A 25852-nucleotide genomic window follows, 5' to 3' on the forward strand; every position below is an offset into this window, starting at 1 on the left:
CGGGCCGGCCATGACAACCCGGACAGGATCGCATCATCGCCGGCGGTGTCCGGATAGGTGGGATGCCCGTCATTGCGGCCATCACTCCCCGGGTCACACCATGGAGCCATGTCGTCGCGAAACGTGCTGGTCGTCCTCTACGACGGCGTGCAGAGCCTGGACGTGACCGGTCCCGTGGAGGTGTTCGCCGCCGTCGCCCGCTTCCCGGGCCGCCGCGGGTACGCCATCCGTACCGTCTCCCCGGGCGGGGCGGCGGTCCGCACGAGCAGCGGCCTCACGCTCGTTCCGGACGGGGACCTGGAGAGTGCCCGGCCCGACGGGGACACCACGCTGCTGGTGCCCGGAGGGCGGTACACGGGTGACTTCGAACCACGCATCACCGAGTGGCTGCGCGTGTACGGGGGTCACGCGGGGCGCCTGGTGTCGGTGTGCACGGGGGGACTGCTGCTGGCCGAGGCGGGTCTGCTCGACGGGCGCCGCGCGACCACGCACTGGATGGTGTGCGAACAGATGGCCCGGGACCATCCGGCCGTCACGGTCGAGCCGGACCCCATCTACGTGCGGGACGGGCGGGTCACCACCTCGGCCGGGGTCACGGCCGGGATCGACCTCGCGCTCGCGCTGGTCGAGGAGGACCACGGGCGGGACACGGCGCTCGTGATCGCCCGCCACCTGGTGGTGTTCCTGCGCCGCCCCGGCAACCAGGCCCAGTTCAGCGCCCAACTCGCGGCGCAGACCGCGCGACGGGAGCCGCTGCGGGACGTGCAGCAGTGGATCGCCGAGCATCCGGGCGAGGACCTCGGCGTGGAGGCGCTCGCGGCCCGGGCGGCCCTCTCGCCGCGGCACTTCGCACGGGCCTTCCGGGCCGAGACCGGGGTGACGCCCGGACGGTACGTCGAGCGGGTGCGGGTGGAGCACGCGCGGCGTTTGCTGGAGGAGGGCGCGGAGGGCGTGGCGCAGATCTCGCGGGCCTGCGGGTACGGCACGCCGGAGGCGCTGCGCAGAGCCTTCGTGAAGACCCTGGGCCAGTCCCCGGCCGAGTACCGCCGCCGCTTCGGCGGAGCCCCGGCGTGACCACGCGGCAATGGCGTGACCACGAGGCACGGGCGGCACGGGCGTGACCATGCGCCGTCGGGGTGACCACGCGGCAATGGCGTGACCACGCGGCCCGGCGTGACCAAGAGTTTGGCGGGTGCGGGATTCCGCACCCGGACGATCACCGCTCAGGAGGAGCCATGCAGATCGCCGTACTGCTCTACGACGGGTTCACCGCCCTCGACGCCATCGGGCCCTTCGACACCCTCGGTCGCCTCCAAGGCGCCGAGACCGTCTTCGTCTCCGAGCGTCCGGGGCCCGTGCGCACCGACAACGGGAGCCTCGCGCTGGTCGCCGACAAGTCGCTGGGCGAGGTGACCCGCCCGGACATCGTCCTCGTGCCCGGCGGCCCGCACCCCGAGAAGCAGATGGGCAACCCCGCCGTGCTCGACTGGCTGCGCGCGGTCGACGCCGGCACCACGTGGACCACCTCCGTGTGCACGGGCTCGCTCCTGCTGGCGGCCGCCGGCCTGCTCGACGGGCGGCGGGCCGCCGGCCACTGGCTGTACCTGGACCGACTGCCGGCGTTCGGCGCCGAACCGACCGGGGAGCGGGTCGTCTTCGACGGCAAGTACGTGACGGCCGCCGGGGTGTCCTCCGGCATCGACATGGGACTCACGCTGCTCGGCCGGATCGCGGGCGACGAGTTCGCGCAGATGGTGCAACTGATGACCGAGTACGATCCGCAGCCGCCCTACGACGCCGGGTCCCCCGAGAAGGCCCCGGCCGAGATCGTCGCGATGCTGCGCGGACTCAACGCGTCGGAGGCGTCCAGGTGAAGACGGGGGCCCGACGTTCCAGGAACGCGGCCACACCCTCCGCGGTGTCCCCGCTGCCGGCCGCCTGCGCCGACCAGTGGGCGTCCCGGTCCTCGCGGCCGTTCGCGAACTCCTTCGCGGCGCCCTGGGTGAGCGAGGAGCGCGACACCAGGATCCTGGTGAACTCGGCGACCCTCTTGTCCAGTTCACCGGCCGGCAGCAGCTCGTCGAGGAAGCCGGTGCGCAGCGCCCGATCGGCGTCGATCAACTCGGCCGAGAAGAGCAGGTACTTGGCCGTGGCGGGCCCCACGAGAGCGGCCAACCTCCGTGTCGAGGAAGCCGGGTAGACGATGCCCAGCTTCGCCGGGGTCACCCCGTACGAGGAGCCCTCCTCGGCGAACCGCAGGTCGCACGCGGCCGCCAGTTGGCTGCCGCCGCCCACGCAGAAGCCCCGGATGGCGGCGAGCGTGGGCTTGGGGAAGGCGGCCAGCGCCTCCTCGGCGGCGACGGCCAGCGCCTGCGGATCGTCGGACCCCGTCAGCGAGGAGATGTCGGCGCCCGCGCAGAAGGTCGGCCCGGCCCCGGTCAGCACGAGGACCCGTACGGCCGGGTCGGCCGCCAGGCCGGACAACAGGCCCGGCAGGGCCCGCCACATGTCGGCCGTCATGGCGTTGCGCTTCGCGGGATGGGAGACGACGACGGTGGCGACCCCGCCGGCCACGCTGTGAAGGAGGGCTGCGTCCATGCGCCGGATGCTATCCCGGACCGTCGATCCGATGATCGGCGGAGTCGGTCCCGGCCGCCCGGCCTGGTCAGGCGGGACGGGACGTCGGCGGGGCCGGGTGCGGCGGGACGTCGGCGGGGCCGGGTGCGGCGGGCGGGGCGGGCGAGACGTCCGAGAAGAGCGCATCGGGAGATCAGGAAAGGTCGCACAACTGACTCCGTCATACGTCATCGGTCAGAAAGCGCCCGATTGGCGCTGACTTATGGTCAGCGACGCGGTCCGGACCAGGCCGGTGCCCACTCTTGACGCGTGGAGACGATCGAGCGCGAAGACGGGGGTCGGAAGATGGACGACAGCGGGAACACCCCGCCGGCGGAGGGGGGTGAGCCGGAGGCTCCGGCCGACCCCCTCGCGTACGAGGGAGTGTGGCGATTCACCGCTCCCGCGGTAGAAGAATCCGTTCCTCAGGCTCGCCGGGCGGTCCGTGACCTGCTCGGCCGGCAGGGAGTGCCGGCCCATCAGGACCTGGTCTACTCCCTGCTGCTGATCGTCTCCGAACTGGTGACGAACTCCGTCCGGCACGCGGCCCTGCTCTCACCCGAGGTCGCGGTCGAGGTCGCGGTGGGCCGCGCATGGGTACGGGTGGCCGTCGAGGACAACCACCCGTACCGCCCCAAGGCCCTCGAGGCCGATTTCGGCCAGACCGGCGGACGGGGCCTGCTGCTCGTCCGGGAGATCACGCTGGAGGCCGGCGGGGTCTGCGACGTCGAGCACACCACGACGGGCGGCAAGGTGATCTGGGCGGCGCTGCCGCTGACCGTCCCCGCCGGGCCGTCGACCCCCACCCCGCACGTGTGACCCACGTGCGCGGCAGGCGCCCGTACGCCGGCGCACGGGCTACCAGCCCGCGGCGTCCCCGGTCAGCTCGCGGATCGCGGGCCGGGCCGCGTCGAGCACGGTCATGAACCACGCCGAGAACGGCACCTCGGCATGCCGCTTCACCAGCTCGTCGGCGGTGACGAACGCCGTCTCCCCGACCTCTTCCGGATCGGGCCGCAGCGCGGCCTGGGCGAGTCCCACGAACAGGTGGTTGTACTCCTGCTCCACCAGACCCGACGCGGGGTCGGGGTGGTTGTAGCGCACCGTTCCCGCCTCGGCGAGCAGCGAGGGCGACAGCCCCAGCTCCTCGTGGGTGCGCCGGGCGGCGGCCGCGAACGGCGACTCCCCGGGGTAGGGGTGACCGCAGCAGGTGTTCGACCAGACGCCGGGGGAGTGGTACTTCCCCAGGGCCCGCTGCTGCAGCAGCAGCCGACCCTGCTCGTCGAAGAGGAACACCGAGAACGCGCGGTGCAACAGACCGGGGGCCTGGTGGGCGGAGAGCTTCTCCGCCGTGCCGATGGTGTTGCCGGACTCGTCGACCAGTTCGAGCATGATCGCTTCTTGAATCCCGGTGCCGGTGGACGCGCTGTTCGCGGCGGTGGCTGGTGTGGTCGGCATACCCATCCTTCGCTTCGGACTTCGGCCCTCAAGTCTGCCGTACAAAAGCGGCTTGTCCCCACTTCGGACATCAGCGCATGTCCACCCCCCGTCGCATGCTAGGACCAGCGGGCGACGGGGGGCGATCACTCAGGCGCCGGCCGCACCGGGCCGGGCCGCCGCGTCAGACGCCGAACGGCGCCGGATAGGCGATCGTGCCCGCGGGGATCGGCACGGTGTCGTCCAGTACGAGCGCCATCATCGCCTCGTCGGGCACCTCGAAGGGAGCCCGGATCCCGAACCGGGACGCCGGCACGAATCCGAAGCGCGCGTAGTACGCCGGATGCCCGAGGACGAGCACCAGCGACTCCCCGCGTGCCCGGGCGTCCGAGAGGAGCGCCCGTACGACCGCGCTGCCCGCGCCCGAGCGTTGGAGCGCGGGGTCGGCCGCCACGGGAGCGAGCGCGAGCGCCGGCGTGCCGGACACCTCGCAGCGGGTCAGCAGGGCGTGCGCCGCCACCGACCCGTCGGGGCGCCCGGCCACGTACGACAGCCCCGGCAGCCAGGAGGAGTCCGCGCGGAGGGCGTCCACCAGATCCGCCTCCAAGGGGGTCTCGAACGCCGCCAGGTTGACTTCGCGCACCCCCGCGACATCGGCGGCGGTCTCCGGGCGGGCCGGCCAGGCACCACCGTCCCCGGCGGTCACCGGGCGCAGGACGTAGCCCGTGTACCCGTACTCCTGCCCGTGCCGTTCCCGTACGTCGAGCTCCTCGCGCACGGCGGCGATCGCGGCACGGGCCGGGGCGCCGGCGGTCGGATCCTCGGTCGGGTCCTCGCAGGCGCGCACCCGCTCGCCGAGCGGACCGTAGTACTCGACCCAGTCGGAGTCGGGCTGGTGGTGGACGCCCGACACCCGATACCCGGCGACCTGGACGGCCGCGAGGTTGCGGGCGGTGGAGCGCAGCGGGTACTGGGGGTCCCAGAAGGCGCGTGCCCCCGGGGACGGCTCATCGACGGTCCACTCGCACTCGGTCACCACGAGGGCGCCGCCGGGCGCGAGCAGCCGCTTCCACGACGCGAGCGCGCGGTCGAAGCCGACGATATAGGCCGAACCCTCGGCCCAGACGAGGTCGAAGGAGCCGTCCTCGCAGGTCAGCGCCCCCATGTCCGCGTTGACGGCGCGGACCCGGTCGCCGAGCCCGCGGGCCTCGGCCGCCTCGCGGAGTTCGTCGAGGAAGCCCTCGTGGAGATCGACCGCGGTCACCTCGGCGCCCGCCTCGGCGGCGAGCAGCAGGGCGCTGCGGCCCGGACCGCAGCCCAGGTCCAGGACCCGGGGGCGTTCGGGCAGCGGCCCGCACAGGGACAGCAGACGCCGGGTGGTCGCGTCGGAACCGGGGGACTGCCGGGGCAGACCGCGGTGGAGCGTGAGGAAGGCCTCACGGAAATCGGGGTCGCCGAAATCGGGGTCGCCGACGTCGGGTGTGGAAGAGGAGTCGGAAGGAATGGAACCGGTGTGGTCGGTCAACGTGAACCCTCGGAAGCGGGGGCTCCGGCCGACGGGCCGATCGGGGTGATCAGGCCTGGCCGGACGCCCGGAGGAAGACGGGGATGTGTCGGAGTGCGTCGCTGCCCTTGGCGGCGACCTCTGCGACGGTCATCAACCCACCTCTTTCTCGTCCGGTTCCGGTTCGGGACGTGTGCGCGTGAGTCGTACACGTCTGCGAGAAGGCTAACAGCCACGCGGTTTGTGATCCCCGAACGTTCTCGTCGATGATGATCGCCACAGGGCCTCCCAGCCCGGGAACATTCGGCTTGTCGGAGCGCAAACGGGTGATGAACCCCCGCTTCCATTCATCCGATAGCCTCTGCCGACGTGCCGCCGCCCCACGCGGCGGCCGTCCCGTGTTCGCTGCAAGGAGTGGGTTCGACTGCCGACCGTCATCCTCACCGGCCTGCCGGTCCCCGGATCGCCGCTCGCCGAGGAGCTGCGCACGCTGGGCTTCGACGTCCGCTCCGTCACCAGGCCCGAGGACGCCGCCACCGCACTGGCCGACGTACCGACCGAGCAGCGGGTGGCCGTCGTCGACAGCGCGTTCGTCGGCCACGTGCACGCCCTGCGGCTCGCGCTCACGGACCCGCGCTTCGACGCCTGCGCCGTGACCGGCGCCTTCGCCGTCCAGGCCGCCGCCCGCGCCGCCCTGGACCTGGCCGCGGCCCTCCCCGAGGACGGCGCCGGCCCCTACCCCGACCGGCTCGCCGCCGCGGTCGAGGCGGCCGGGATCCCCGTGCAGCGGCCCGAGCTCGGCACCCTGGTCGCCGTCGTCCCCGCCGCCGGGCCCGAGCGCGAGAGCGCCGTCGCCGCCGTCGCCGCCGTGGACGACGAGGCCGTGCGACTGCGGACCGCCGTGAAGTCCCGCGACGGGTTCTTCACCACCTTCTTCATCAGCCCGTACTCGCGCTACGTCGCCCGCTGGTGCGCGCGCCGCGGCCTGACCCCCAACCAGGTCACCACCGCCTCGCTGCTCACCGCGCTCGTCGCGGCCGGCTGCGCGGCCACCGGCGACCGCTGGGGCTACGTCGCGGCCGGTGTGCTGCTCCTCCTCTCCTTCGTGCTGGACTGCGCCGACGGGCAGCTCGCCCGCTACTCCCTCCAGTACTCGACGCTGGGCGCCTGGCTCGACGCGACCTTCGACCGAGCGAAGGAGTACTCCTTCTACGCGGGCCTCGCGCTCGGCGCGGCCCGGAACGGCGACGACGTCTGGGCCCTGGCCCTCGGCGCGATGATCCTCATGACCTGCCGGCACATCGTCGACTTCTCCTTCAACGAGGCGAACCACGACGCCACGGCGAACACGAGCCCCACCGCCGCCCTCTCCGACCGGCTCGACAGCGTCGGCTGGACGGTCTGGGTCCGCCGAATGATCATCCTGCCGATCGGCGAGCGGTGGGCGATGATCGCCGTGCTGACCGCCGTCACCACCCCCCGGATCGTCTTCTACGCCCTGCTCATCGGCTGCGCCTTCGGCGCGCTGTACACCACCGCGGGCCGCGTACTGCGCTCGCTGACCCGCAAGGCGAAGCGCACCGACCGCGCCGCCCAGGCCCTGGCCGACCTCGCCGACTCGGGGCCGATCGCGACCCTCACCGGCCGGATCGTCGGCCGGATGGCGCCCGGCGCCGGCATCGCCGCCGCCCTCGTCGGCTCGGTCGCGCTGCTGTGGGCGGCCTGGGCGTACGAGTTCGGTGCCCGCCAGGTCGTCATCGCCGCCGTCTTCTACGCGGTCCTCGCCGGCGCCGCCGTCGCCCGCCCCCTCAAGGGCGCCCTCGACTGGCTCGTCCCGCCCGTCTTCCGGGCCGCCGAGTACACCACCGTCCTCATCCTCGCGGCCAAGGCGGACGTCCCCGGAGCCCTCCCGGCGGCATTCGGACTGGTCGCGGCGGTCGCCTACCATCACTACGACACGGTCTACCGCATCCGCGGTGGCACCGGGGCGCCCCCGCACTGGCTGGTGCGGACGATCGGCGGGCACGAGGGCCGGGTGCTGCTCACCGCGGCACTGGCCGCCGTCCTGGCCGAGCGCCCCGCGGACTTCCCCGTCGCGCTCACGGTCACGGCCGTGTTCGTGGCACTCGTGGTGCTCTCGGAGAGCATCCGGTTCTGGGTCTCCTCCGGAGCACCCGCCGTACATGACGAAGGAGAACCAGCATGATCGGCCTTGTACTCGCTGCCGGTGCCGGACGCCGCCTGCGTCCCTACACCGACACCCTGCCCAAGGCCCTCGTGCCCGTCGGTCCCGAGGGGGACGAGGAGAGCCTGACCGTCCTCGACCTCACCCTCGGCAACTTCGCCGAGGTCGGACTGACCGAGGTCGCGATCGTCGTCGGCTACCGCAAGGAAGCCGTGTACGAGCGCCGCGAGGCCCTGGAGGCCAAGTACGGCGTCAAGATCACGCTGATCGACAACGACAAGGCCGAGGAGTGGAACAACGCCTACTCCCTGTGGTGCGCGCGTGACGTCCTCAAGCGCGGCGTGATCCTCGCCAACGGCGACACCGTCCACCCGGTCTCCGTCGAGAAGACCCTGCTGGCCGCCCGCGGCCAGGGCCAGAAGATCATCCTCGCCCTCGACACGGTCAAGCAGTTGGCCGACGAGGAGATGAAGGTCATCACCGCCGACGGCCAGGGCGTGCGCAGGATCACCAAGCTGATGGAGCCGTCGGAGGCGACCGGCGAGTACATCGGCGTCACCCTGATCGAGCCGGAAGCCGCCGAGGAACTGGCGCGGGCGCTCCAGACCACCTTCGAGCGCGACCCCGACCTCTACTACGAGGACGGCTACCAGCAGCTCGTCAACGACGGTTTCACCATCGACGTGGCCCCCATCGGTGACGTCAAGTGGGTCGAGATCGACAACCACGACGACCTCGCCAAGGGCCGGACCATCGCATGCCAGTACTGACGCGGCTGATCCCCTCGCCCGTCGTCGTCGACATCAGCTGCGGCGCGATGGACGACCTGGCCGGCCTGCTGGCCGACCAGCGCGTCTCCGCGTCCGGCAAGCTCGCGATCGCGATCAGCGGGGGATCCGGCCAGGTACTGCGCGCCAAGCTGGAGCCGGTCCTGCCGCACGCCGACTGGTACCCGGTCGTCGACGGCACCATCGACTCGGCGGTCAAGCTCGCCGACGACATAAAGGGCCGCCGCTACGACGCGGTCGTCGGACTGGGCGGCGGCAAGATCATCGACGTGGCGAAGTACGCCGCGGCGCGGGTCGGGCTGCCCATGGTGGCCGTCGCCACCAACCTCTCCCACGACGGCATCTGCTCGCCGGTGTCCATCCTGGACAACGACAACGGCCGCGGTTCCTACGGCGTCCCCATGCCGATCGCGATGGTCATCGACCTCGACGTGATCAAGGACGCCCCGGCCCGCTTCGTCCGCGCGGGCATCGGCGACGCGATCTCCAACATCTCGGCCGTCGCCGACTGGGAGCTCTCGCACCGCCTCAACGGCGAGCCCGTCGACGGCCTGGCCGCCGCCATGGCCCGCACCGCCGGCGAGTCCGTGCTGCGCCACCCCGGCACGGTGGGCGACGACGAGTTCCTGACCGTGCTCTCGGAGGCACTCGTGCTCTCCGGCATCGCCATGTCGATCAGCGGGGACACCCGCCCGTCGTCCGGCGCCTGCCACGAGATCAGCCACGCCTTCGACCTGCTCTACCCGGGGCGTTCCGCGCTCCACGGCGAGCAGGTCGGCATCGGGGCGGCCTTCGCCATGCACCTGCGGGGAGCCAAGGAGCACTCCGCGCTCTTCGTCGAGGTGCTGCGCCGCCACGAGCTGCCCGTGCTGCCCGAGGAGATCGGGTTCAGCGTGGACGAGTTCGTCGCGGCCGTCGAGTACGCCCCCCAGACCCGACCGGGACGCTTCACCATCCTGGAGCACCTCAACCTGTCCGCAGCCGAGATCAGGGACGCTTACGCCGACTATGTCCAGACCATCCGTAGCTGAACTCCGGCCCGTCGTTCACCCGCCGGGCGTCAAGGACCGACGCAGCGGCGAGCACTGGGGCGGACGCCTCTACATGCGCGAGATCTCCTTGCGCATCACCCGCGTCCTGGTCTCCACCAAGGTCACGCCGAACCAGCTGACCTACGTGATGACCGTGGCCGGAGTCCTCGCGGCCCCGGCCCTGCTGATCCCGGGCATCTGGGGCGCCGTCCTCGGCGTGATCATGGTCCAGCTCTACCTGCTGCTCGACTGCGTCGACGGCGAGGTGGCCCGCTGGAAGAAGCAGTTCTCGCTCTCCGGGGTGTACCTGGACCGGGTCGGCGCCTACCTGTGCGACGCCGCGGTGCTGGTCGGCTTCGGCCTGCGCGCCTCGGACCTGTGGGGCAGCGGGCGGATCGACTGGCTGTGGGCCTTCCTGGGCACCCTGGCGGCGCTCGGCGCGATCCTGATCAAGGCCGAGACCGACCTGGTCGGTGTCGCCCGGCACCAGGTCGGCAAGGCGCCCGTCAAGGAAGAGGCGTCGGAACCGCGCTCGTCCGGCATGGCGCTCGCGCGCCGGGCCGCCGCCGCGCTCAAGTTCCACCGGCTGATCCTGGGCATCGAGGCCTCGCTGCTCATCCTGCTGCTGGCCGTCGTCGACCAGGTCCGCGGGGACCTGTTCTACACCCGGCTCGGCGTCGCCGTGCTGGCCGGCATCGCCCTGCTGCAGACCCTGCTGCACCTGGTGTCGGTCCTGGCCTCCAGCAGGCTCAAGTGACGACGCCGATGCGGCTGGGCGCCGTGATCATCACCATGGGCAACCGTCCCGACGAGCTGAAGGCGCTCCTCGACTCGGTGGCGCGCCAGGACGGCGCCCCCGTCGAGGTCGTCGTCGTCGGCCAGGGCGTCAAGGTCACCGGCCTGCCCGAGGGGGTCCGTACGGTCGACCTGCCCGAGAACCTGGGCATCCCCGGCGGCCGCAACGTCGGCATCGAGGCCTTCGGCCCCGGTGGCACCGACGTGGACGCCCTGCTCTTCCTGGACGACGACGGGCTGCTGGAGCGCACCGACACCGCCGAACTGTGCCGGCAGGCCTTCGCCGAGGACCCCTCGCTCGGGATCGTCAGTTTCCGGATCGCCGATCCGGACACCGGCGAGACCCAGCGGCGCCACGTGCCGCGGCTGCGCGCCTCCGACCCCATGCGTTCCTCCCGCGTGACCACCTTCCTGGGCGGCGCCAACGCCGTCCGCACGCGGGTGTTCGAGCAGGTCGGAGGGCTGCCGGGGGAGTTCTTCTACGCCCACGAGGAGACCGACCTCGCCTGGCGGGCACTCGACGCCGGGTGGCGGATCGACTACCGCGCGGACATGGTGCTGCTGCACCCGACGACGGCCCCGTCCCGGCACGCGGTCTACCACCGTATGGTGGCTCGTAACCGGGTGTGGCTGGCCCGCCGGAACCTGCCCGCCCTCCTGGTACCGCTCTACCTGGGCGTCTGGATGGCCCTGACGCTCCTGCGCAAGCCGTCGGGACCGGCCCTCAAGGCCTGGTTCGGCGGGTTCAAGGAGGGTTGGACCACCCCGTGTGGTCCCAGACGCCCCATGAAGTGGCGTACGGTCTGGCGGCTGACCCGGCTCGGCCGACCACCTGTCATCTGACAAGCTCGCGTCTGGAAGCATGGGGCCTGATCAAGGGCCCCGTACTCCGGGTCCGATCCCCCCTTCTGCCGCATCTTGAAGACGGAAAGTTTCAACTTGTGAGTGACACAACCCACGACGGCGCCCTCGCCACGAGCAAGCCGCCGTCCGAAGACGCGGGGCTCGCCCCCGCGGAGCTCGCCAGGAAGTACGGCCTGTCCGTCAGCGGTGCCCGGCCCGGCCTGGGCGAGTACGTGCGGCAGCTCTGGGGCCGGCGTCACTTCATCTTGGCCTTCTCCCGGGCCAAGCTGGTGGCGCAGTACAGCCAGGCGAAGCTCGGGCAGATCTGGCAGGTGGCGACCCCGCTGCTGAACGCCCTGGTCTACTACCTGATCTTCGGCCTGATCCTGAACGCGGGCCGGGGCATGGAGAAGGGCGTCTACATCCCCTTCCTGGTGATGGGCATCTTCGTCTTCACCTTCACCCAGAACTCGGTGATGGCGGGCGTCCGCGCGATCCCCGGCAACCTCGGTCTGGTCCGCGCCCTGCACTTCCCGCGCGCCTCGCTCCCCATCTCCTTCTCGATGCAGCAGCTCCAGCAGCTCATGTACTCGATGATCGTGGTGGTCATCGTCGCGGTGGCCTTCGGCAACTACCCGCAGTTGTCGTGGCTGCTGGTCATCCCGGCGCTGGCGCTGCAGTTCGTCTTCAACACCGGGCTGGCGCTGGTCTTCGCGCGGATGGGGTCCAAGACCCCCGACCTCGCGCAACTGATGCCGTTCCTCACGCGCACGTGGATGTACGCCTCGGGCGTCATGTTCTCGATCAACGAGATGCTGAAGGACAAGCCGGCCTGGATCGCCGACGTCCTCCAGTGGAACCCCGCGGCCATCTACATGGACCTCGTCCGCTTCGCGCTGATCGACGGCTACGGCCCGGAAAACCTGCCGCCGCACGTCTGGGGCTTCGCGGTCGGCTGGGCCGTCCTCACCGGCATCGGCGGCTTCGTGTACTTCTGGAAGGCTGAGGAGCGTTACGGCCGTGGCTGAGATCAAGAAGGGGCACGTCCCCACCGTCATCGCCGACGAGGTCCACATCGTCTACCGGGTCAACACCGGCAGCTCCGGCAAGGGCAGCGCCACCGCGGCGCTGAGCAAGATCCTCCGTCGGGGCAAGGGCGACTCCCCGGGCGTGCGCCGGGTCCACGCCGTGCGCGGCGTCTCCTTCACGGCGTACCGGGGCGAGGCCATCGGGGTCATCGGTTCCAACGGCTCCGGCAAGTCCACCCTGCTGCGAGCCATCGCGGGGCTGCTGCCCTGCGAGTCGGGCAAGGTCTACACGGACGGCCAGCCCTCGCTGCTGGGCGTCAACGCCGCACTCATGAACGACCTGACCGGCGAACGCAACGTCGTCCTCGGTGGTCTGGCGATGGGCATGACGCGCGAGCAGATCAGGGAGCGCTACGACGACATCGTCGACTTCTCGGGGATCAACGAGAAGGGCGACTTCATCTCCCTGCCGATGCGCACGTACTCCTCGGGCATGGCGGCGCGCCTGCGTTTCTCCATCGCCGCGGCCAAGGACCACGACGTCCTGATGATCGACGAGGCGCTGGCGACCGGTGACCGCAAGTTCCAGGTCCGCTCGGAAGCCCGTATTCGCGAGCTGCGCGAGACGGCCGGAACGGTGTTCCTGGTCAGTCACAACAACAAGTCCATCCGCGACACCTGCGACCGCGTGCTGTGGTTGGAGAAGGGTGAGCTGCTGATGGACGGGCCCACCGAGGAAGTCGTCTCGGCATATGAGAAGGCCACCAGTCACTGACGGCACGAGGTGCCTGTGATTGCCCTGTAATACCGCAGGCCCCTGCCGCTCCGTGCGGCGGGGGCCTTGGTGTGACGGCGATTATCGCCGCCCTCCGACATTCGCTCGCGAAGCGAATACCCGATAGGCCTTCGCGACGTTGTACAGCGTAAGCTGGGGCAGTTCTCCATCACATCAAGAGGGGACGTTTCCCCACAGTCGAATGGCCGGGGGTACCCCGGGTAAAGTCCGGCGGCGTGTCCGAAATAGGATGCCTTGGGTCGGCAGTGTAGAACGGGAGATGTGACGGCAATGGCTACGGGAATTCTCCGGCCCCCAAACACTGTGGCCGTCCCCGCCCCGGGCGGCGGGCGGTGAGCCCCGGGCACGGTATCCGCGGTCGGCGGCACCCGGTCCCCGCGACGTCCGACGCCCACACGAGCCTCACCCTCGACAAGGCCCGTACGGAGAACTTCCCCGTCGCCCCCGCCTTCCTGCCCCGCGCCTGGCGCGACGGGTTGACGGCGGTGTACGGCTACGCCCGACTCGTCGACGACATCGGCGACGGCGACCTCGCCCCCGGTGGCCACGACGCCGTCCTGCTCGGCCTCGACCCCGAGGCCTCGGACGACCGGCTCGCCATGCTTGACGCCTTCGAGGCCGACCTGAAGCGCGTCTTCGGGGGCGGCGACGGCTCCCCCCGGCACCCCCTGTTGCGGGCCCTGCGGCCCGTGGTCCGCGCGCACGACCTGACCCCCGAGCCCTTCCTCGGCCTGATCGAGGCCAACCGTCAGGACCAGCGGGTCGCCCGCTACGAGACGTACGGGGACCTGCTCGCCTACTGCGAACTGTCCGCGAACCCCGTCGGCCGCCTCGTGCTCGCCCTCACCGGGACGGCGACCCCCGAGCGGATCCGACGCTCCGACGCCGTCTGCACCGCACTCCAGATCGCCGAGCACCTCCAGGACGTCGCCGAGGACCTCGGCCGCGACCGGATCTACCTCCCCGCCGAGGACATGCGCCGCTTCCACGTGTCCGAGGTCGACCTCAAGGCCCCGACCGCGGGAGCGTCCGTACGCTCCCTCATCGCATTCGAAACCGTGCGCGCCCGGGACCTCCTGAATGAAGGCACCCCCCTCGTGGGTAGCGTCCACGGCAGGCTCCGACTGCTGCTCGCGGGGTTCGTGGGGGGTGGGCGCGCCGCCCTGCGAGCCGTCACCGACGCCGGTTTCGACGTACTTCCCGGCCCGCCCAAGCCCACCGGGAGCGGCCTGCTCCGCGAGGTGGCCGCCGTCCTGCGCACAGCGCCGAGAAAGGGGTGAGCCCCAACGTGGAGGGCCCCACACACGCGTCCACACCGTCCGCACCGGTCCAGGCCGCCTACGGCTACTGCGAGGCCGTCACCGGCTCGCAGGCCCGCAACTTCGCGTACGGCATCAGGCTGCTGCCCAACGACAAGCGGCAGGCGATGTCAGCGTTGTACGCGTTCTCCCGCCGCGTCGACGACATCGGCGACGGCACGCTGGCGCCCGACGCCAAGCTGGTCCGGTTGGAGGAGACCCGCGCCCTCCTGGGCCGGATCCGCGCCGAGGAGATCGACGAGGACGACACCGACCCCGTCGCCGTGGCCCTCGCCCACGCCGCGCGCCGCTTCCCGATCCCCCTGGGCGGACTCGACGAACTCATCGACGGCGTCCTGATGGACGTACGCGGCGAGAGCTACGAGACCTGGGACGACCTCAAGGTCTACTGCCGCTGCGTCGCGGGCGCCATCGGACGCCTCTCGCTCGGCGTGTTCGGAACCGCCCCCGGCGCGCGCGAAGCCGACCGGGCCGGCGAGTACGCCGACACCCTCGGCCTCGCCCTGCAACTCACCAACATCCTCAGGGACGTTCGCGAGGACGCCGGCAACGGACGCACCTACCTCCCGGCCGAGGACCTCGCCAAGTTCGGCTGCACCGAGGGCTTCCGCGGCGAGCGGATGTCGGCCGGCGCCGACTTCGCCGGCCTCGTCCACCACGAAGTCCGGCGCGCCCGCGCCCTGTTCGTCGAGGGCTACCGGCTGCTGCCCATGCTCGACCGGCGCAGCGGTGCCTGCGTCGCCGCCATGGCCGGCATCTACCGCCGGCTCCTCGACCGCATCGAGCGCGAGCCCGACGCCGTGCTGCGCGGACGCGTCTCGCTGCCCACGCACGAGAAGGCGTACGTCGCCGTACGCGGCCTCTCCGGCCTCGACGCCCGGACCATCTCCCGGCAGAGCACCAGGAGGCGGCCTTGACGGCGGGCCCCCTCGACCGTGACGGCCGCGCCCGGGCCCGGCGCGGGGCAACCCCGGTGTCCGCGGGGGCGTCTGTCGAGGTAATGGACCGGACCAATGGGGACCCGAAGGTCGACGAGGAGGACGCATGACCGCCAACCACGCGGTGGTCGTCGGCGGCGGCCTGGCCGGCGTCACCACCGCCCTGGAACTCGGCGACGCCGGCATGCGGGTGACCCTGCTGGAGAGCCGCCCCCGACTCGGCGGACTGGCCTTCTCCTTCAAGCGCGGCGAGCTGACCGTGGACAACGGCCAGCACGTGTACCTGCGTTGCTGCACTGCCTACCGGTGGTTCCTCGACCGTGTCGACGGCGCCGCCCTCGCACCCCTCCAGGACCGGCTCGACGTACCCGTGCTGGACGTCGCGCACCCCCGGGGGCCGCGCCTGGGCCGACTGCGCCGCAGCGCCCTGCCCGTGCCGCTGCACCTGGCCTCCTCCCTGGCCCGCTACCCGCACCTCACCCTCGCCGAACGGGCGAGCGTCGGACGCGCCGCCCTCGCGCTGCGCCGCCTCGACCCCGCCGACCCGGCGCTCGACGGCGTGGACTTCGCGACCTGGCTGGGCCGCCACGGCCAATCCCCGCGCACCATCGAGGCGCTGTGGGACCTCGTCGGCATCGCCACCCTCAACGCCACCGCCGACCAGTCCTCGTTGGGGCTGGCCGCCAAGGTCTTCAAGACCGGCCTGCTGTCCGAGAACGGCGCCGCCGACATCGGCTGGGCCCGCGTCCCGCTCGGCGACCTCCACGACGGCCTCGCCCGCAAGGCGCTCGACGCGGCCGGCGTGCGCACCGAGTTGCGGACCCGCGTCACCTGCCTGTCGCGGCTGGAGTCCGGAAGTTGGCGGGTCGACACCGAGAGCGAATCGCTCGACGCGGACACCGTGGTCCTGGCCGTTCCCCAGCGCGAGGCGCACGCGTTGTTGCCGCCCGGGGCCCTCGCCGATCCGGACAAGCTCCTCGACATCGCCACGGCCCCGATCCTCAACGTCCACGTCGTTTACGACCGCAAGGTCCTCAGGCAGCCCTTCTTCGCCGCGCTCGGCACCCCGGTCCAATGGGTCTTCGACCGCACCGACGCCTCCGGGCTCACCGACGGCGGCCAGTACCTGGCCCTGTCCCAGTCGGTGGCCCAGGACGACATCGACGAACCCGTCTCGGTCCTGCGGGCCAAGTACCTGCCCGAGTTGGAGCGACTGCTGCCCGCCGCACGCGGCGCGAAGGTACGGGACTTCTTCGTCACCCGGGAGCGGACCGCCACCTTCGCCCCCACCCCCGGAGTCGGCCGGCTGCGGCCCGGTGCCCGAACCGACACGCCGGGACTCTTTCTCGCCGGTGCGTGGACCGCCACCGGTTGGCCCGCGACCATGGAGAGCGCCGTCCGAAGCGGACAGGCCGCGGCACACGCCGCGCTCGCCGGTCTCGACCGTCGGCGCGAACACCCGCTGCGGGAGGCGGTATGACGAGCATCGACACCACCGCCGCGGCGCGCGCAGCACGTACACGTACAGGAACCAGAGGAGAGCCAGTGAACCCGGGGAATCCGGCTGTCGAGAACGCGGATGCCAGTGTGGGCACGGCCGGTGGGGAGAAGGCGGACACCGTCGCCCTGCTGGAGCGTGGCCGCGCACTGTCCACGCCCGTGCTCCGCGCCGCCGTGGAACGGCTCGCATCGCCCATGGACACCGTCGCCGCCTACCACTTCGGCTGGATCGACGCCCACGGCAACCCGGCGGACGGCGACGGGGGCAAGGCGATCCGCCCCGCCCTCGCCCTGCTCTCCGCGGAGGCCGCGGGCGCCGCGCCCGAGGTCGGCATCCCGGGCGCCGTGGCCGTCGAACTCGTCCACAACTTCTCGCTGCTGCACGACGACCTGATGGACGGCGACGAGCAGCGCCGCCACCGCGACACCGTGTGGAAGGTGCACGGCCCGGCTCTCGCGATCCTGGTCGGCGACGCCCTCTTCGCCCTCGCCAACGAGGTCCTGCTGGAATTGGGCACCGTCGAGGCCGGACGCGCCACCCGCCGGTTGACCACCGCCAGCCGCAAGCTCATCGACGGCCAGGCCCAGGACATCTCGTACGAGCACCGCGAGCGCGTCAGCGTCGAGGAGTGCCTGGAGATGGAGGGCAACAAGACCGGCGCCCTGCTCGCCTGCGCGGTCTCGATCGGCGCGGTGCTCGGAGGCGCGGACGACCGCACCGCCGACAAGCTGGAGGAGTACGGCTACCACCTCGGCCTCGCCTTCCAGGCCGTCGACGACCTGCTCGGCATCTGGGGCGACCCGGAGACCACCGGCAAGCAGACGTGGAGCGACCTGCGTCAGCGCAAGAAGTCCCTGCCGGTCGTCGCCGCCCTCGCGGCCGGTGGTCCGGCGGCCGAGGAACTCGGCGAACTGCTCGCAGCCGACGCCAAGAGCAACGACTTCGAGAACTTCTCGGAGGCGGAGTTCGCGGCCCGCGCCGCCCTGATCGACGCCGCCGGGGGCCGTGAGTGGACCGCCGAGGAAGCGCGCCGCCAGCACACGATCGCCATCCGCGCCCTCGATGACGTCGACATGCCGCAGCGGGTGCGCGAACAGCTCGTCGCCCTCGCCGACTTCGTCGTCGTGCGCAAGAGGTGATCGCCACCCGTACGTGGATATGAATCGCGAGTCGCCGGCCGGCGCCGCCACCTGACGGGCATCCCGTCCGGGCGCGCACCGGCCGACGGCAGACCCCGGCACAGCAGAGGACACTGCAACGTAAGGGGAAGCCATGACAGCGACGACCGACGGTGGTGCGGGTTCCCGCGGCACCGAACCGGACCACGGCACCGCGACGCACACGGCGGCCGCCACCACGGGGCCGCCTGGCCCTGCCGCGGCCGGGGTCCGGGACCGGCCGGGCCCCGGGACACACCCCGGCCCGACACCGACCGGACCCGCGCCAACGACCGGACCCGCGCCAACGACCGGACCCGCGACACCGACCGCACCAGCACCAACGGCCGGGTCTCCGCAGCCCGTTGGGGCCGAGGACGTCCGGGAGGCCGTGGCGCGGGCCGTCCACCACCTGCTGGGCCGCCAGGACCCGGCCGGTTGGTGGAAGGGCGACCTGGAGACCAACGTCACCATGGACGCGGAGGACCTGCTGCTGCGGCAGTTCCTCGGCATCCGGGACGAGGCCACCACCCAGGCCGCGGCCCTTTTCATCCGCGGCGAACAGGAGAGCGACGGCACCTGGGCCACCTTCCACGGGGGCCCGTCCGACCTCTCCGCCACCATCGAGGCGTACGTGGCCCTGCGCCTCGCGGGGGACGACCCGGACGCCCCGCACATGGCCCGCGCAGCCGCCTGGATCCGGGGCCACGGCGGAATCGCGGCCGCCCGGGTCTTCACCCGGATCTGGCTCGCGCTCTTCGGCTGGTGGAGCTGGGACCACCTCCCCGAACTCCCGCCCGAGCTGGTCTTCCTCCCGTCCTGGATGCCGCTGAACATCTACGACTTCGGCTGCTGGGCCCGGCAGACCATCGTGCCGCTCACCGTGGTCTCCGCACTGCGGCCGGTCCGTCCGGCGCCGTTCGCGCTGGACGAACTGCACGCCGACGCGCGGGCGCCCTTCCCCGCGGTGAAACTCGCCCCGTTGGCGAGTTGGGACGGGCTGTTCCAGCGGATGGACAAGGCCCTGCACGTCTACCGGCGTTTCGCACCGCGCCGGTTGCGCGAGGCGGCGATGGCCGCCGCCGGCCGGTGGATCCTCGACCGTCAGGAGAGCGACGGCTGCTGGGGCGGCATCCAGCCGCCCGCCGTGTACTCCGTGATCGCCCTGCACCTGCTCGGTCACGACCTCCGGCACCCGGTGATGCGGGCCGGGCTGGAGTCCCTCGACCGGTTCGCCGTGTGGCGCGAGGACGGCGCCCGGATGATCGAGGCCTGCCAGTCACCCGTCTGGGACACCTGCCTCGCCGCCATCGCGCTGGCCGACGCGGGCGTCGCACCCGACCATCCGGCCCTCGTCAAGGCGGCCGACTGGATGCTCGGCGAGGAGATCACCCGGACCGGTGACTGGGCCGTGCGGCGCCCCGGACTCGCCCCCGGTGGCTGGGCGTTCGAGTTCCACAACGACAACTACCCCGACATCGACGACACGGCCGAGGTGGTCCTGGCCCTGCGCCGGGTCCGCCACCCCGAGCCCGCGCGCGTCGAGGCCGCCATCGCCCGGGGGGTGGCCTGGACGCTCGGCATGCAGTCCCGCAACGGTGCCTGGGGCGCCTTCGACGCCGACAACACCAGCCCGTACCCGAACAAGTTGCCCTTCTGCGACTTCGGCGAGGTGATCGACCCCCCGTCGGCCGACGTCACGGCCCACGTCGTGGAGATGCTCGCCGTCGAGGGGAAGTCCGCCGAGCAGCGGACCCGTCGCGGCATCGCCTGGTTGCTGGCCGAACAGGAGCCGGAGGGCGGCTGGTTCGGCCGCTGGGGCACCAACTACGTGTACGGCACCGGATCGGTGGTCCCCGCCCTGACGGCCGCCGGGATGCCCCTCTCGCACCCCGCGATCAGGCGGGCGGTGGGCTGGCTGGAGACCGTACAGAACGAGGACGGCGGCTGGGGCGAGGACCAGCGGTCCTACCACGACCCGTCATGGGCCGGGAAGGGCGCGTCCACCCCCTCGCAGACCGCCTGGGCGCTCATGGCGCTGCTGTCGGCCGGCGAGCGCGACGGCGCGGCCGTCGAGCGGGGCATCGCGTACCTGGTCCGGACCCAGGAGGAGGACGGCTCCTGGGACGAGCCCTACTTCACCGGCACCGGCTTCCCCTGGGACTTCTCCATCAACTACCACCTGTACCGGCAGGTCTTCCCGCTCACCGCACTCGGACGCCACCTGTACGGCGAACCCTTCGGCCCCCACGCCCGGTCGGGCGGCCCGACCGGGGCTCGCGCGCGGGAGGCCCGATGACCGCGGCCCGGCCGCCCGGGGCCGACCCCGCGCTGCTGGTCGCCTGCGCCCTGCGCATCGAACGCCTGGCCCTGCGCGGCGGCGAACGCGGCTCGCCCGCCTCGTACACCGTCCTGCGGACCGGCATGGGCCCGCGCGCCGCCGACGCGGCCGTCGGCCGGGCGCTCGCCGGCCCGGGGATGGAACGGACCGCCGTGCTCGCCACCGGTTTCTGCGCCGGGCTGGTGCCCGGCATGAACCCGGGCGACCTCGTCGTCGCCGAGGAGACCCGGGACCCCCGCGGCACCGTCGCCTGCGACGGCACCGCCCTGCTCGCCGAGGCACTGGCCCGGGCCGTACCCGGCCGGACCGTGCACCTCGGTGCGTTGACCGGATCCGACCACGTGGTCCGCGGCCAGGAGCGCGCACACCTGCGCGCCACCGGCGCCGTCGCGGTCGACATGGAATCGGCGGCCACCCTGTGGACCGCCGCCCGCGGCCCCACCGCCGAACCCGGTGCGAACCGCCCGGTTGCGGCCGTCCGGGTGATCGTGGACGCTCCGGAGCACGAGCTCGTCCGTATCGGCACGGTACGCGGAGGAATATCGGCTTTCCGCGTGTTGCGTGCCGTACTGCCCGCGTTTCATGACTGGCACCGTTCTTTGCCGCTCCCCAGGAGGTGAGCCAGATGGCCATGCCGTTGCGACAGTCCATCAGGGTCGGGACCTATCTTCTCGAACAGAAGCTCCGCAAGGTCGAGAAGTTCCCTTTGATCGTCGAACTGGAGCCGCTCTACGCCTGCAACCTGGCCTGCGAGGGGTGCGGGAAGATCCAGCACCCGGCCGGCGTCCTCAAGCAGCGCATGCCGGTCGCCCAGGCGGTCGGCGCCGTCCTGGAGTCCGGGGCGCCCATGGTCTCCATCGCCGGTGGCGAGCCCTTGATGCACCCGCAGATCGACGAGATCGTCCGCCAGTTGGTGGCCAAGAGGAAGTACGTCTTCCTCTGCACCAACGCGATGCTCCTCCGCAAGAAGATCGAGAAGTTCACCCCGTCCCCCTACTTCGCGTTCGCCGTGCACATCGACGGCCTGCGCGAGCGGCACGACGAGTCGGTGGCCAAGGAAGGCGTCTTCGACGAGGCCGTGGCGGCCATCAAGGAGGCGAAGAAGCGCGGATTCCGGGTGACCACGAACTCCACCTTCTTCAACACCGACACCCCGCAGACCATCATCGAGGTGCTGAACTACCTCAATGACGACCTGGAGGTGGACGAGATGATGATCTCGCCCGCCTACGCGTACGAAAAGGCGCCCGACCAGGAACACTTCCTCGGAGTGGAACAGACCCGCGAACTCTTCAAGAAGGCCTTCGCGGGCGGAAACCGGCGCCGCTGGCGGCTCAACCACTCACCGCTCTTCCTGGACTTCCTGGAAGGCAAGGCCGATTTCCCCTGCACCGCGTGGGCCATTCCGAATTACTCCCTCTTCGGTTGGCAGCGCCCCTGCTATCTGATGAGCGACGGATACGTCCCCACGTACCGGGAGCTGATCGAGGACACCGACTGGAGCAAGTACGGCCGGGGCAAGGACCCGCGCTGCGCGAACTGCATGGCGCACTGCGGCTACGAACCCACCGCCGTCCTCGCCACCATGGGCTCCCTCAAGGAATCCCTGCGCGCGGCCCGGGAGACCATCGGCGGCAACCGGGGCACGTCGGCATGAGCGCCGGCCACGCGGGGGAGGGCGACCGGGGCAAGGGCTTCGACCTCGGCGCCCTGCTGGCCGAACGCGGTGGAGAGCGGTACGAGCTGCACAGCCGCCACCTCAACCACCAGTTGCCCCGGATGCTGCGCACCATCGGCTTCGACAAGGTCTACGAGCGGGCCGAGGGAGCCCACTTCTTCGACGCCGAGGGCAACGACTACCTGGACATGCTGGCCGGGTTCGGGGTGATGGGGCTGGGCCGCCACCACCCCGTGGTCCGGCGCGCCCTGCACGACGTGCTGGACGCGCAGCTCGCCGACCTCACCCGCTTCGACTGCCAGCCGCTGCCCGGACTGCTCGCGGAGAAGCTGCTGTCGTACAGTCCGCACCTGGACCGGGTCTTCTTCGGCAACAGCGGCACCGAGGCAGTGGAGACCGCCCTGAAGTTCGCCCGGTACGCCACCGGGCGCCCCAGGGTCCTCTACTGCGACCACGCCTTCCACGGGCTCACCACCGGCTCGCTCTCGGTCAACGGGGAGGCCGGCTTCCGGGACGGTTTCGCCCCGCTGCTGCCCGACACGAGGATCGCGCTGGGAGAACTGGCCGCCTTGGAGCGCGAACTGCGGCGGGGCGACGTGGCCGCCCTCGTCGTCGAACCGATCCAGGGCAAGGGCGTGCTGGCCGCCCCGCCCGGGTTCCTGCTCGCCGCACAGGAACTCCTGCACCGGCACAAGGCGCTGCTGATCGCGGACGAGGTGCAGACCGGCCTCGGACGTACCGGTGACTTCTACGCCTATCAGCACGAACCCGGCGTGGAGCCGGATCTGGTGTGCGTGGCCAAGGCCCTCTCCGGGGGGTACGTGCCCGTCGGCGCCACCCTCGGCAAGGACTGGATCTTCAAGAAGGTCTACTCCTCGATGGACCGGGTCCTGGTGCACTCCGCCAGCTTCGGATCCAACGCACAGGCGATGGCGGCCGGACTGGCGGTGCTCTCCGTCATGGACGACGAGGCACTGGTGGCCCGCGCGCGATCGACGGGCGACCTGCTGCGCGGACGGCTCGCCGCCCTGGTGGACGAGTACGAGCTGCTGCACGAGGTGCGCGGTCGCGGCCTGATGATCGGCATCGAGTTCGGCCGACCGTCCTCGCTGGGGCTGCGCAGCCGTTGGACGATGCTCCAGGCGGCCCGCAAGGGGCTCTTCGCGCAGATGGTCGTGGTGCCGCTGCTCCAGAAGCACCGGATCCTCACCCAGGTCTCCGGGGATCACCTGGAGGTCATCAAGCTCATTCCGCCGCTGATCGTGGACGAGCGGGACGTCGACCGGTTCGTCGGCGCCTTCCGCGAGGTCATGGACGAGGCGCACGGCGGGGGCGGGCTGATGTGGGAGTTCGGCAGGACGCTCGTGAAGCAGGCCGTCGGCAACCGCTGACGGCCCGCTTCCACCGGCGGTGCCCGCCGTCGACGGGATCGGACCGACGGGATCAGACCGGCTCTTCCAGGAGCCGGTCCCGCAGCCGGTCGAGGGTCTCGGGCGTCAGCCCGAGACCCTCCGTCAGATAGCCGTCCACCCCGCCCCAGGTCTCGTCGACGACCTCGAACGCGGCGCCCAGGTACTCGGCGCGGGCGTCGAAGAGCGGGGCGAGCAGGGCCATGACCTCGGGCGAGCGGGCCTCGGGCGCGTCACTGCCCCGGCGGACCCGGTAGCGGTTGTGCGGGGCGTTCGACTCCAGGTAGTCCGCCACGATCACCTCGCGCTCCACCCCGAGCGCGAGCAGGGTGACGGCGATCGACAGGCCGGCCCGGTCCTTGCCCGCCGCGCAGTGCATCAGGGCGGGGAGGCTCTCCTCGGCGAGGGCGCGCACGACCCGACCGTGTTCGACGGTCCGGTTCCGGATGATGCCGCGGTAGGAGTTCTCCATCCGGGCGGCGGCCTTTCCGTCGCCCAGTACGTCACGCAGTCGGTCGAGCTCGCCGTCGCGGACCATCGTCCAGAACTCCCGACCGTCGGCGGGATCGGAGAGGGGGATGTTCACGTTGAGGACGCCGGGCAGCGCCACGTCCTGCCCTTCCAGGGCGTGATCGGCGTCGTTGCGGAAGTCGAAGACGGTGTGCAGCCCGAGCGATACGAGGAACTGTGCATCGGTTTCGGTGGCATGTGCGAGATGTCCGCTTCGGAAGAGTCGTCCTGACCTGACCCTCCGTCCGTCGATGGTCGTCAGCCCGCCCACGTCACGGAAGTTGCGCACTCCGGACAGTTCGGGCGTCACGGACGGGGTTCGGGGTATCTGCCGGGTCAAGGGGGTTCCTCCGCGTCGTCGTGAGTGTCCGAATTACACTACTTGGAAACAACTTGCCATGAGCGGCGGCGAGATCGCGCCACGCTCCGTGAGCCAGATCATACGGTGACCGTGCGTGCCTGATCACGAAACTCGAATTGCCATGTGACGAGGGTTGTTGCCGGCCCGGAATGGACAGAGGGTGACGGGAATTTCGCCGTCCCCCCATGTCTGGGATTCCGTCAGGAAATTCATGGCTTGTTGTGTGCGGCAGGACTCGATTACCTTCGCGATCGATCCGGGTGGACCGCCTAATCCTGCCGCCGCCCGGGAACCCCACCCGACTATTCACGCGCGCGGCAGGAGCGGGGGAACCAGGTAAGCCGCCGTTCCGGGCCTCGTCTCCGGGACGGCTAGGGGTGAAGCCGCACTTCGGCCGTCGTCACCGACGCCGATGCCCGGCCGGACATCTCCAGTCCGAACCCGACAGCTCACCTCGCAGGCGTCGGAGAGGAATTCGCCATGCCCGCAAAGGGTAAGCACCGCCGTCCGAAGACCAGTTCGCTGTCCCGCGGGTTCGCCGTCGCGGGAACCGGTGGTGCGGCTCTCGCCCTGCCGCTGATCGGAGCCGCCGGCGCCCACGCGGCCGGCGCACCCGCATCGGCCCCCGTCGCCGCGCCCGTGTCGGCCCCGGACGCCGCGCCCGTCTCGGTCCCGCAGGCCCCGGTGTCCCTCCAGGCCACCCAGGCCGCTCCCGTCGCCGCGAAGGCCGCCCCGACCGTCTACACCGTCGTGTCGGGCGACTACCTCTCGAAGATCGCCGCCGACCGTCAGGTCTCCGGTGGCTGGGAGCGGCTGTACGCCGACAACCGGCAGGCCGTCGGCTCCGACCCCTCGATGATCCACCCCGGCCTGAAGCTGAACCTCGGCGCGGCCGCTCCCGCCGCCGAGTCCGCCCCCGCTCCGGCCCGCCCGTCGCAGTCGCGCTCCGCGAAGGGTGCCGCCGCCGCTCCGGAGTCGACCGACCGGTCCTCCGGCGCCGCTCAGGCCGACTCCGAGGCCGGTTCCGCCTCCAAGGCCCCCGCCAAGCGGCCCGCGGCCCCCACCGGCCAGGGTGATGACACCTCCGCGAACTCCGGTACGGGCACCGGCTTCGTCGCCCCGGTCGGCGGCGGGATCTCCACCCAGTACCGCGCCTCCGGCGCCATGTGGTCCTCCGGTTACCACACCGGCGTCGACTTCATCGCGAGCTCCGGCACCACCGTCAAGGCCGTCGGCGCGGGCACCGTGGTCTCCGCCGGATGGGGCGGCGCGTACGGCAACGAGGTCGTGATCCGGCACGCGGACGGCAAGTACTCGCAGTACGGCCACATGTCCTCGCTGTCCGTCTCGACGGGCCAGAGCGTCACGCCCGGACAGCGGATCGGGCTCTCCGGCTCCACCGGCAACTCCTCCGGCCCGCACCTCCACTTCGAGATCCGCACCGGCCCGTCCTACGGCTCGGACGTGGACCCGCTGGCCTACCTCCGCTCGAAGGGCGTCAGCATCTGACGCACGGCCCGCAGGAGCACGGACACGCGTGAGGCCGGGACCCGAGGGGGGTCCCGGCCTCACGCGATTCTTATTCCACGTATGCATGGTGGGATAGATCACGGTC

Annotated in this window: 23 protein-coding genes and 1 riboswitch; of the genes, 19 read left to right on the forward strand and 4 right to left on the reverse strand. The window is 71.6% G+C overall.

The window, feature by feature from the left end:
- Positions 1-108: 108 nt before the first annotated feature.
- Both ACFYW3_RS02865 and ACFYW3_RS02870 read left to right on the forward strand, forming a co-directional pair.
- Entirely contained in the window at positions 109-1074 is a 966-nt protein-coding gene (locus ACFYW3_RS02865; protein ID WP_351751353.1) for a GlxA family transcriptional regulator, read from the forward strand.
- A 161-nt stretch (positions 1075-1235) separates the two neighbouring features.
- On the forward strand, positions 1236-1874 hold the full coding sequence (locus ACFYW3_RS02870) for a DJ-1/PfpI family protein (protein ID WP_351751351.1): 639 nt from the start codon (positions 1236-1238) through the stop codon (positions 1872-1874).
- On the opposite strand, the gene ACFYW3_RS02875 is transcribed toward ACFYW3_RS02870, so the two are convergent.
- Positions 1849-2598, reverse strand: coding sequence for an enoyl-CoA hydratase-related protein (locus ACFYW3_RS02875; protein WP_351751349.1), 750 nt, complete (start codon positions 2596-2598; stop codon positions 1849-1851). The two genes, ACFYW3_RS02870 and ACFYW3_RS02875, sit on opposite strands and share 26 nt — an antisense overlap.
- 288 nt (positions 2599-2886) lie before the next feature.
- Between ACFYW3_RS02875 and ACFYW3_RS02880 the strand changes: the two genes are divergently transcribed.
- Positions 2887-3435 (forward strand): ATP-binding protein, encoded by a 549-nt coding sequence (locus ACFYW3_RS02880; RefSeq protein WP_389385336.1) that lies wholly within the window; start codon positions 2887-2889, stop codon positions 3433-3435.
- Between the two features lie 39 nt (positions 3436-3474).
- On the opposite strand, the gene idi is transcribed toward ACFYW3_RS02880, so the two are convergent.
- Together idi and ACFYW3_RS02890 are read right to left on the reverse strand one after the other, a co-directional pair.
- Positions 3475-4074, reverse strand: coding sequence for an isopentenyl-diphosphate Delta-isomerase (gene idi / locus ACFYW3_RS02885; RefSeq protein ID WP_351751346.1), 600 nt, complete (start codon positions 4072-4074; stop codon positions 3475-3477).
- 163 nt (positions 4075-4237) lie between these two features.
- Positions 4238-5464 carry a GNAT family N-acetyltransferase gene (locus ACFYW3_RS02890; RefSeq protein ID WP_389385615.1) on the reverse strand — a complete coding sequence of 409 codons (1227 nt, stop codon included), beginning with the start codon at positions 5462-5464 and terminating at the stop codon, positions 4238-4240.
- Positions 5465-5981: 517 nt separating this feature from the next.
- Here ACFYW3_RS02890 and ACFYW3_RS02895 point away from each other — a divergent pair.
- From ACFYW3_RS02895 to ACFYW3_RS02965, 15 genes are all read left to right on the forward strand, one after another.
- Entirely contained in the window at positions 5982-7763 is a 1782-nt protein-coding gene (locus tag ACFYW3_RS02895; RefSeq protein ID WP_351751463.1) for a DUF5941 domain-containing protein, read from the forward strand.
- The gene (locus ACFYW3_RS02900) at positions 7760-8512 is read left to right on the forward strand and encodes a sugar phosphate nucleotidyltransferase (RefSeq protein ID WP_053677250.1); all 753 of its coding nucleotides are present in this window, start codon (positions 7760-7762) and stop codon (positions 8510-8512) included. Before ACFYW3_RS02895 ends, ACFYW3_RS02900 begins: the two co-directional genes overlap by 4 nt.
- Positions 8500-9561, forward strand: a complete 1062-nt coding sequence (locus tag ACFYW3_RS02905; RefSeq protein ID WP_053677248.1) for an iron-containing alcohol dehydrogenase family protein — start codon at positions 8500-8502, stop codon at positions 9559-9561. Before ACFYW3_RS02900 ends, ACFYW3_RS02905 begins: the two co-directional genes overlap by 13 nt.
- Complete coding sequence (locus ACFYW3_RS02910) at positions 9539-10318, forward strand: CDP-alcohol phosphatidyltransferase family protein (RefSeq protein ID WP_267800279.1); 780 nt, start codon at positions 9539-9541, stop codon at positions 10316-10318. Before ACFYW3_RS02905 ends, ACFYW3_RS02910 begins: the two co-directional genes overlap by 23 nt.
- Positions 10319-10326: 8 nt before the next feature.
- Positions 10327-11199, forward strand: coding sequence for a glycosyltransferase family 2 protein (locus tag ACFYW3_RS02915; RefSeq protein WP_389385616.1), 873 nt, complete (start codon positions 10327-10329; stop codon positions 11197-11199).
- A 98-nt stretch (positions 11200-11297) separates the two neighbouring features.
- Entirely contained in the window at positions 11298-12227 is a 930-nt protein-coding gene (locus tag ACFYW3_RS02920; RefSeq protein ID WP_351751342.1) for an ABC transporter permease, read from the forward strand.
- Positions 12220-13002, forward strand: coding sequence for an ABC transporter ATP-binding protein (locus ACFYW3_RS02925; protein ID WP_351751340.1), 783 nt, complete (start codon positions 12220-12222; stop codon positions 13000-13002). The genes ACFYW3_RS02920 and ACFYW3_RS02925 overlap by 8 nt, the downstream gene beginning before the upstream one ends.
- 371 nt (positions 13003-13373) lie before the next feature.
- A complete protein-coding gene (gene hpnC / locus ACFYW3_RS02930) occupies positions 13374-14303 on the forward strand; it encodes a squalene synthase HpnC (RefSeq protein ID WP_351751460.1) in 930 nt (309 codons plus the stop codon).
- Positions 14300-15259: a presqualene diphosphate synthase HpnD gene (gene hpnD / locus ACFYW3_RS02935; protein WP_389385337.1), complete on the forward strand. Its 960-nt coding sequence runs from the start codon at positions 14300-14302 to the stop codon at positions 15257-15259. The genes hpnC and hpnD overlap by 4 nt, the downstream gene beginning before the upstream one ends.
- Before the next feature lie 127 nt (positions 15260-15386).
- Positions 15387-16760, forward strand: coding sequence for a hydroxysqualene dehydroxylase HpnE (hpnE, locus tag ACFYW3_RS02940; protein WP_389385338.1), 1374 nt, complete (start codon positions 15387-15389; stop codon positions 16758-16760).
- Between the two features lie 65 nt (positions 16761-16825).
- A complete protein-coding gene (locus ACFYW3_RS02945) occupies positions 16826-17920 on the forward strand; it encodes a polyprenyl synthetase family protein (protein ID WP_389385339.1) in 1095 nt (364 codons plus the stop codon).
- Positions 17921-18329: 409 nt separating this feature from the next.
- Positions 18330-20237, forward strand: a complete 1908-nt coding sequence (shc, locus tag ACFYW3_RS02950; RefSeq protein WP_389385340.1) for a squalene--hopene cyclase — start codon at positions 18330-18332, stop codon at positions 20235-20237.
- On the forward strand, positions 20234-20899 hold the full coding sequence (locus ACFYW3_RS02955) for a 1-hydroxy-2-methyl-2-butenyl 4-diphosphate reductase (protein WP_389385341.1): 666 nt from the start codon (positions 20234-20236) through the stop codon (positions 20897-20899). Before shc ends, ACFYW3_RS02955 begins: the two co-directional genes overlap by 4 nt.
- Positions 20900-20904: 5 nt before the next feature.
- Positions 20905-21936: an adenosyl-hopene transferase HpnH gene (hpnH, locus tag ACFYW3_RS02960; protein ID WP_351383307.1), complete on the forward strand. Its 1032-nt coding sequence runs from the start codon at positions 20905-20907 to the stop codon at positions 21934-21936.
- The gene (locus tag ACFYW3_RS02965; RefSeq protein WP_389385342.1) at positions 21933-23348 is read left to right on the forward strand and encodes an aspartate aminotransferase family protein; all 1416 of its coding nucleotides are present in this window, start codon (positions 21933-21935) and stop codon (positions 23346-23348) included. Before hpnH ends, ACFYW3_RS02965 begins: the two co-directional genes overlap by 4 nt.
- Before the next feature lie 52 nt (positions 23349-23400).
- Here ACFYW3_RS02965 and ACFYW3_RS02970 read toward each other — a convergent pair whose 3' ends face one another.
- On the reverse strand, positions 23401-24216 hold the full coding sequence (locus ACFYW3_RS02970) for a tyrosine-protein phosphatase (protein ID WP_389385343.1): 816 nt from the start codon (positions 24214-24216) through the stop codon (positions 23401-23403).
- 310 nt (positions 24217-24526) lie between these two features.
- Positions 24527-24713, forward strand: a riboswitch (cyclic di-AMP (ydaO/yuaA leader).
- Between the two features lie 4 nt (positions 24714-24717).
- Between ACFYW3_RS02970 and ACFYW3_RS02975 the strand changes: the two genes are divergently transcribed.
- The gene (locus ACFYW3_RS02975; protein ID WP_389385344.1) at positions 24718-25746 is read left to right on the forward strand and encodes a peptidoglycan DD-metalloendopeptidase family protein; all 1029 of its coding nucleotides are present in this window, start codon (positions 24718-24720) and stop codon (positions 25744-25746) included.
- Positions 25747-25852 lie beyond the last annotated feature (106 nt).

This window comes from Streptomyces sp. NPDC002602 (assembly GCF_042889445.1).
Classification (GTDB): Bacteria; Actinomycetota; Actinomycetes; order Streptomycetales; family Streptomycetaceae; genus Streptomyces.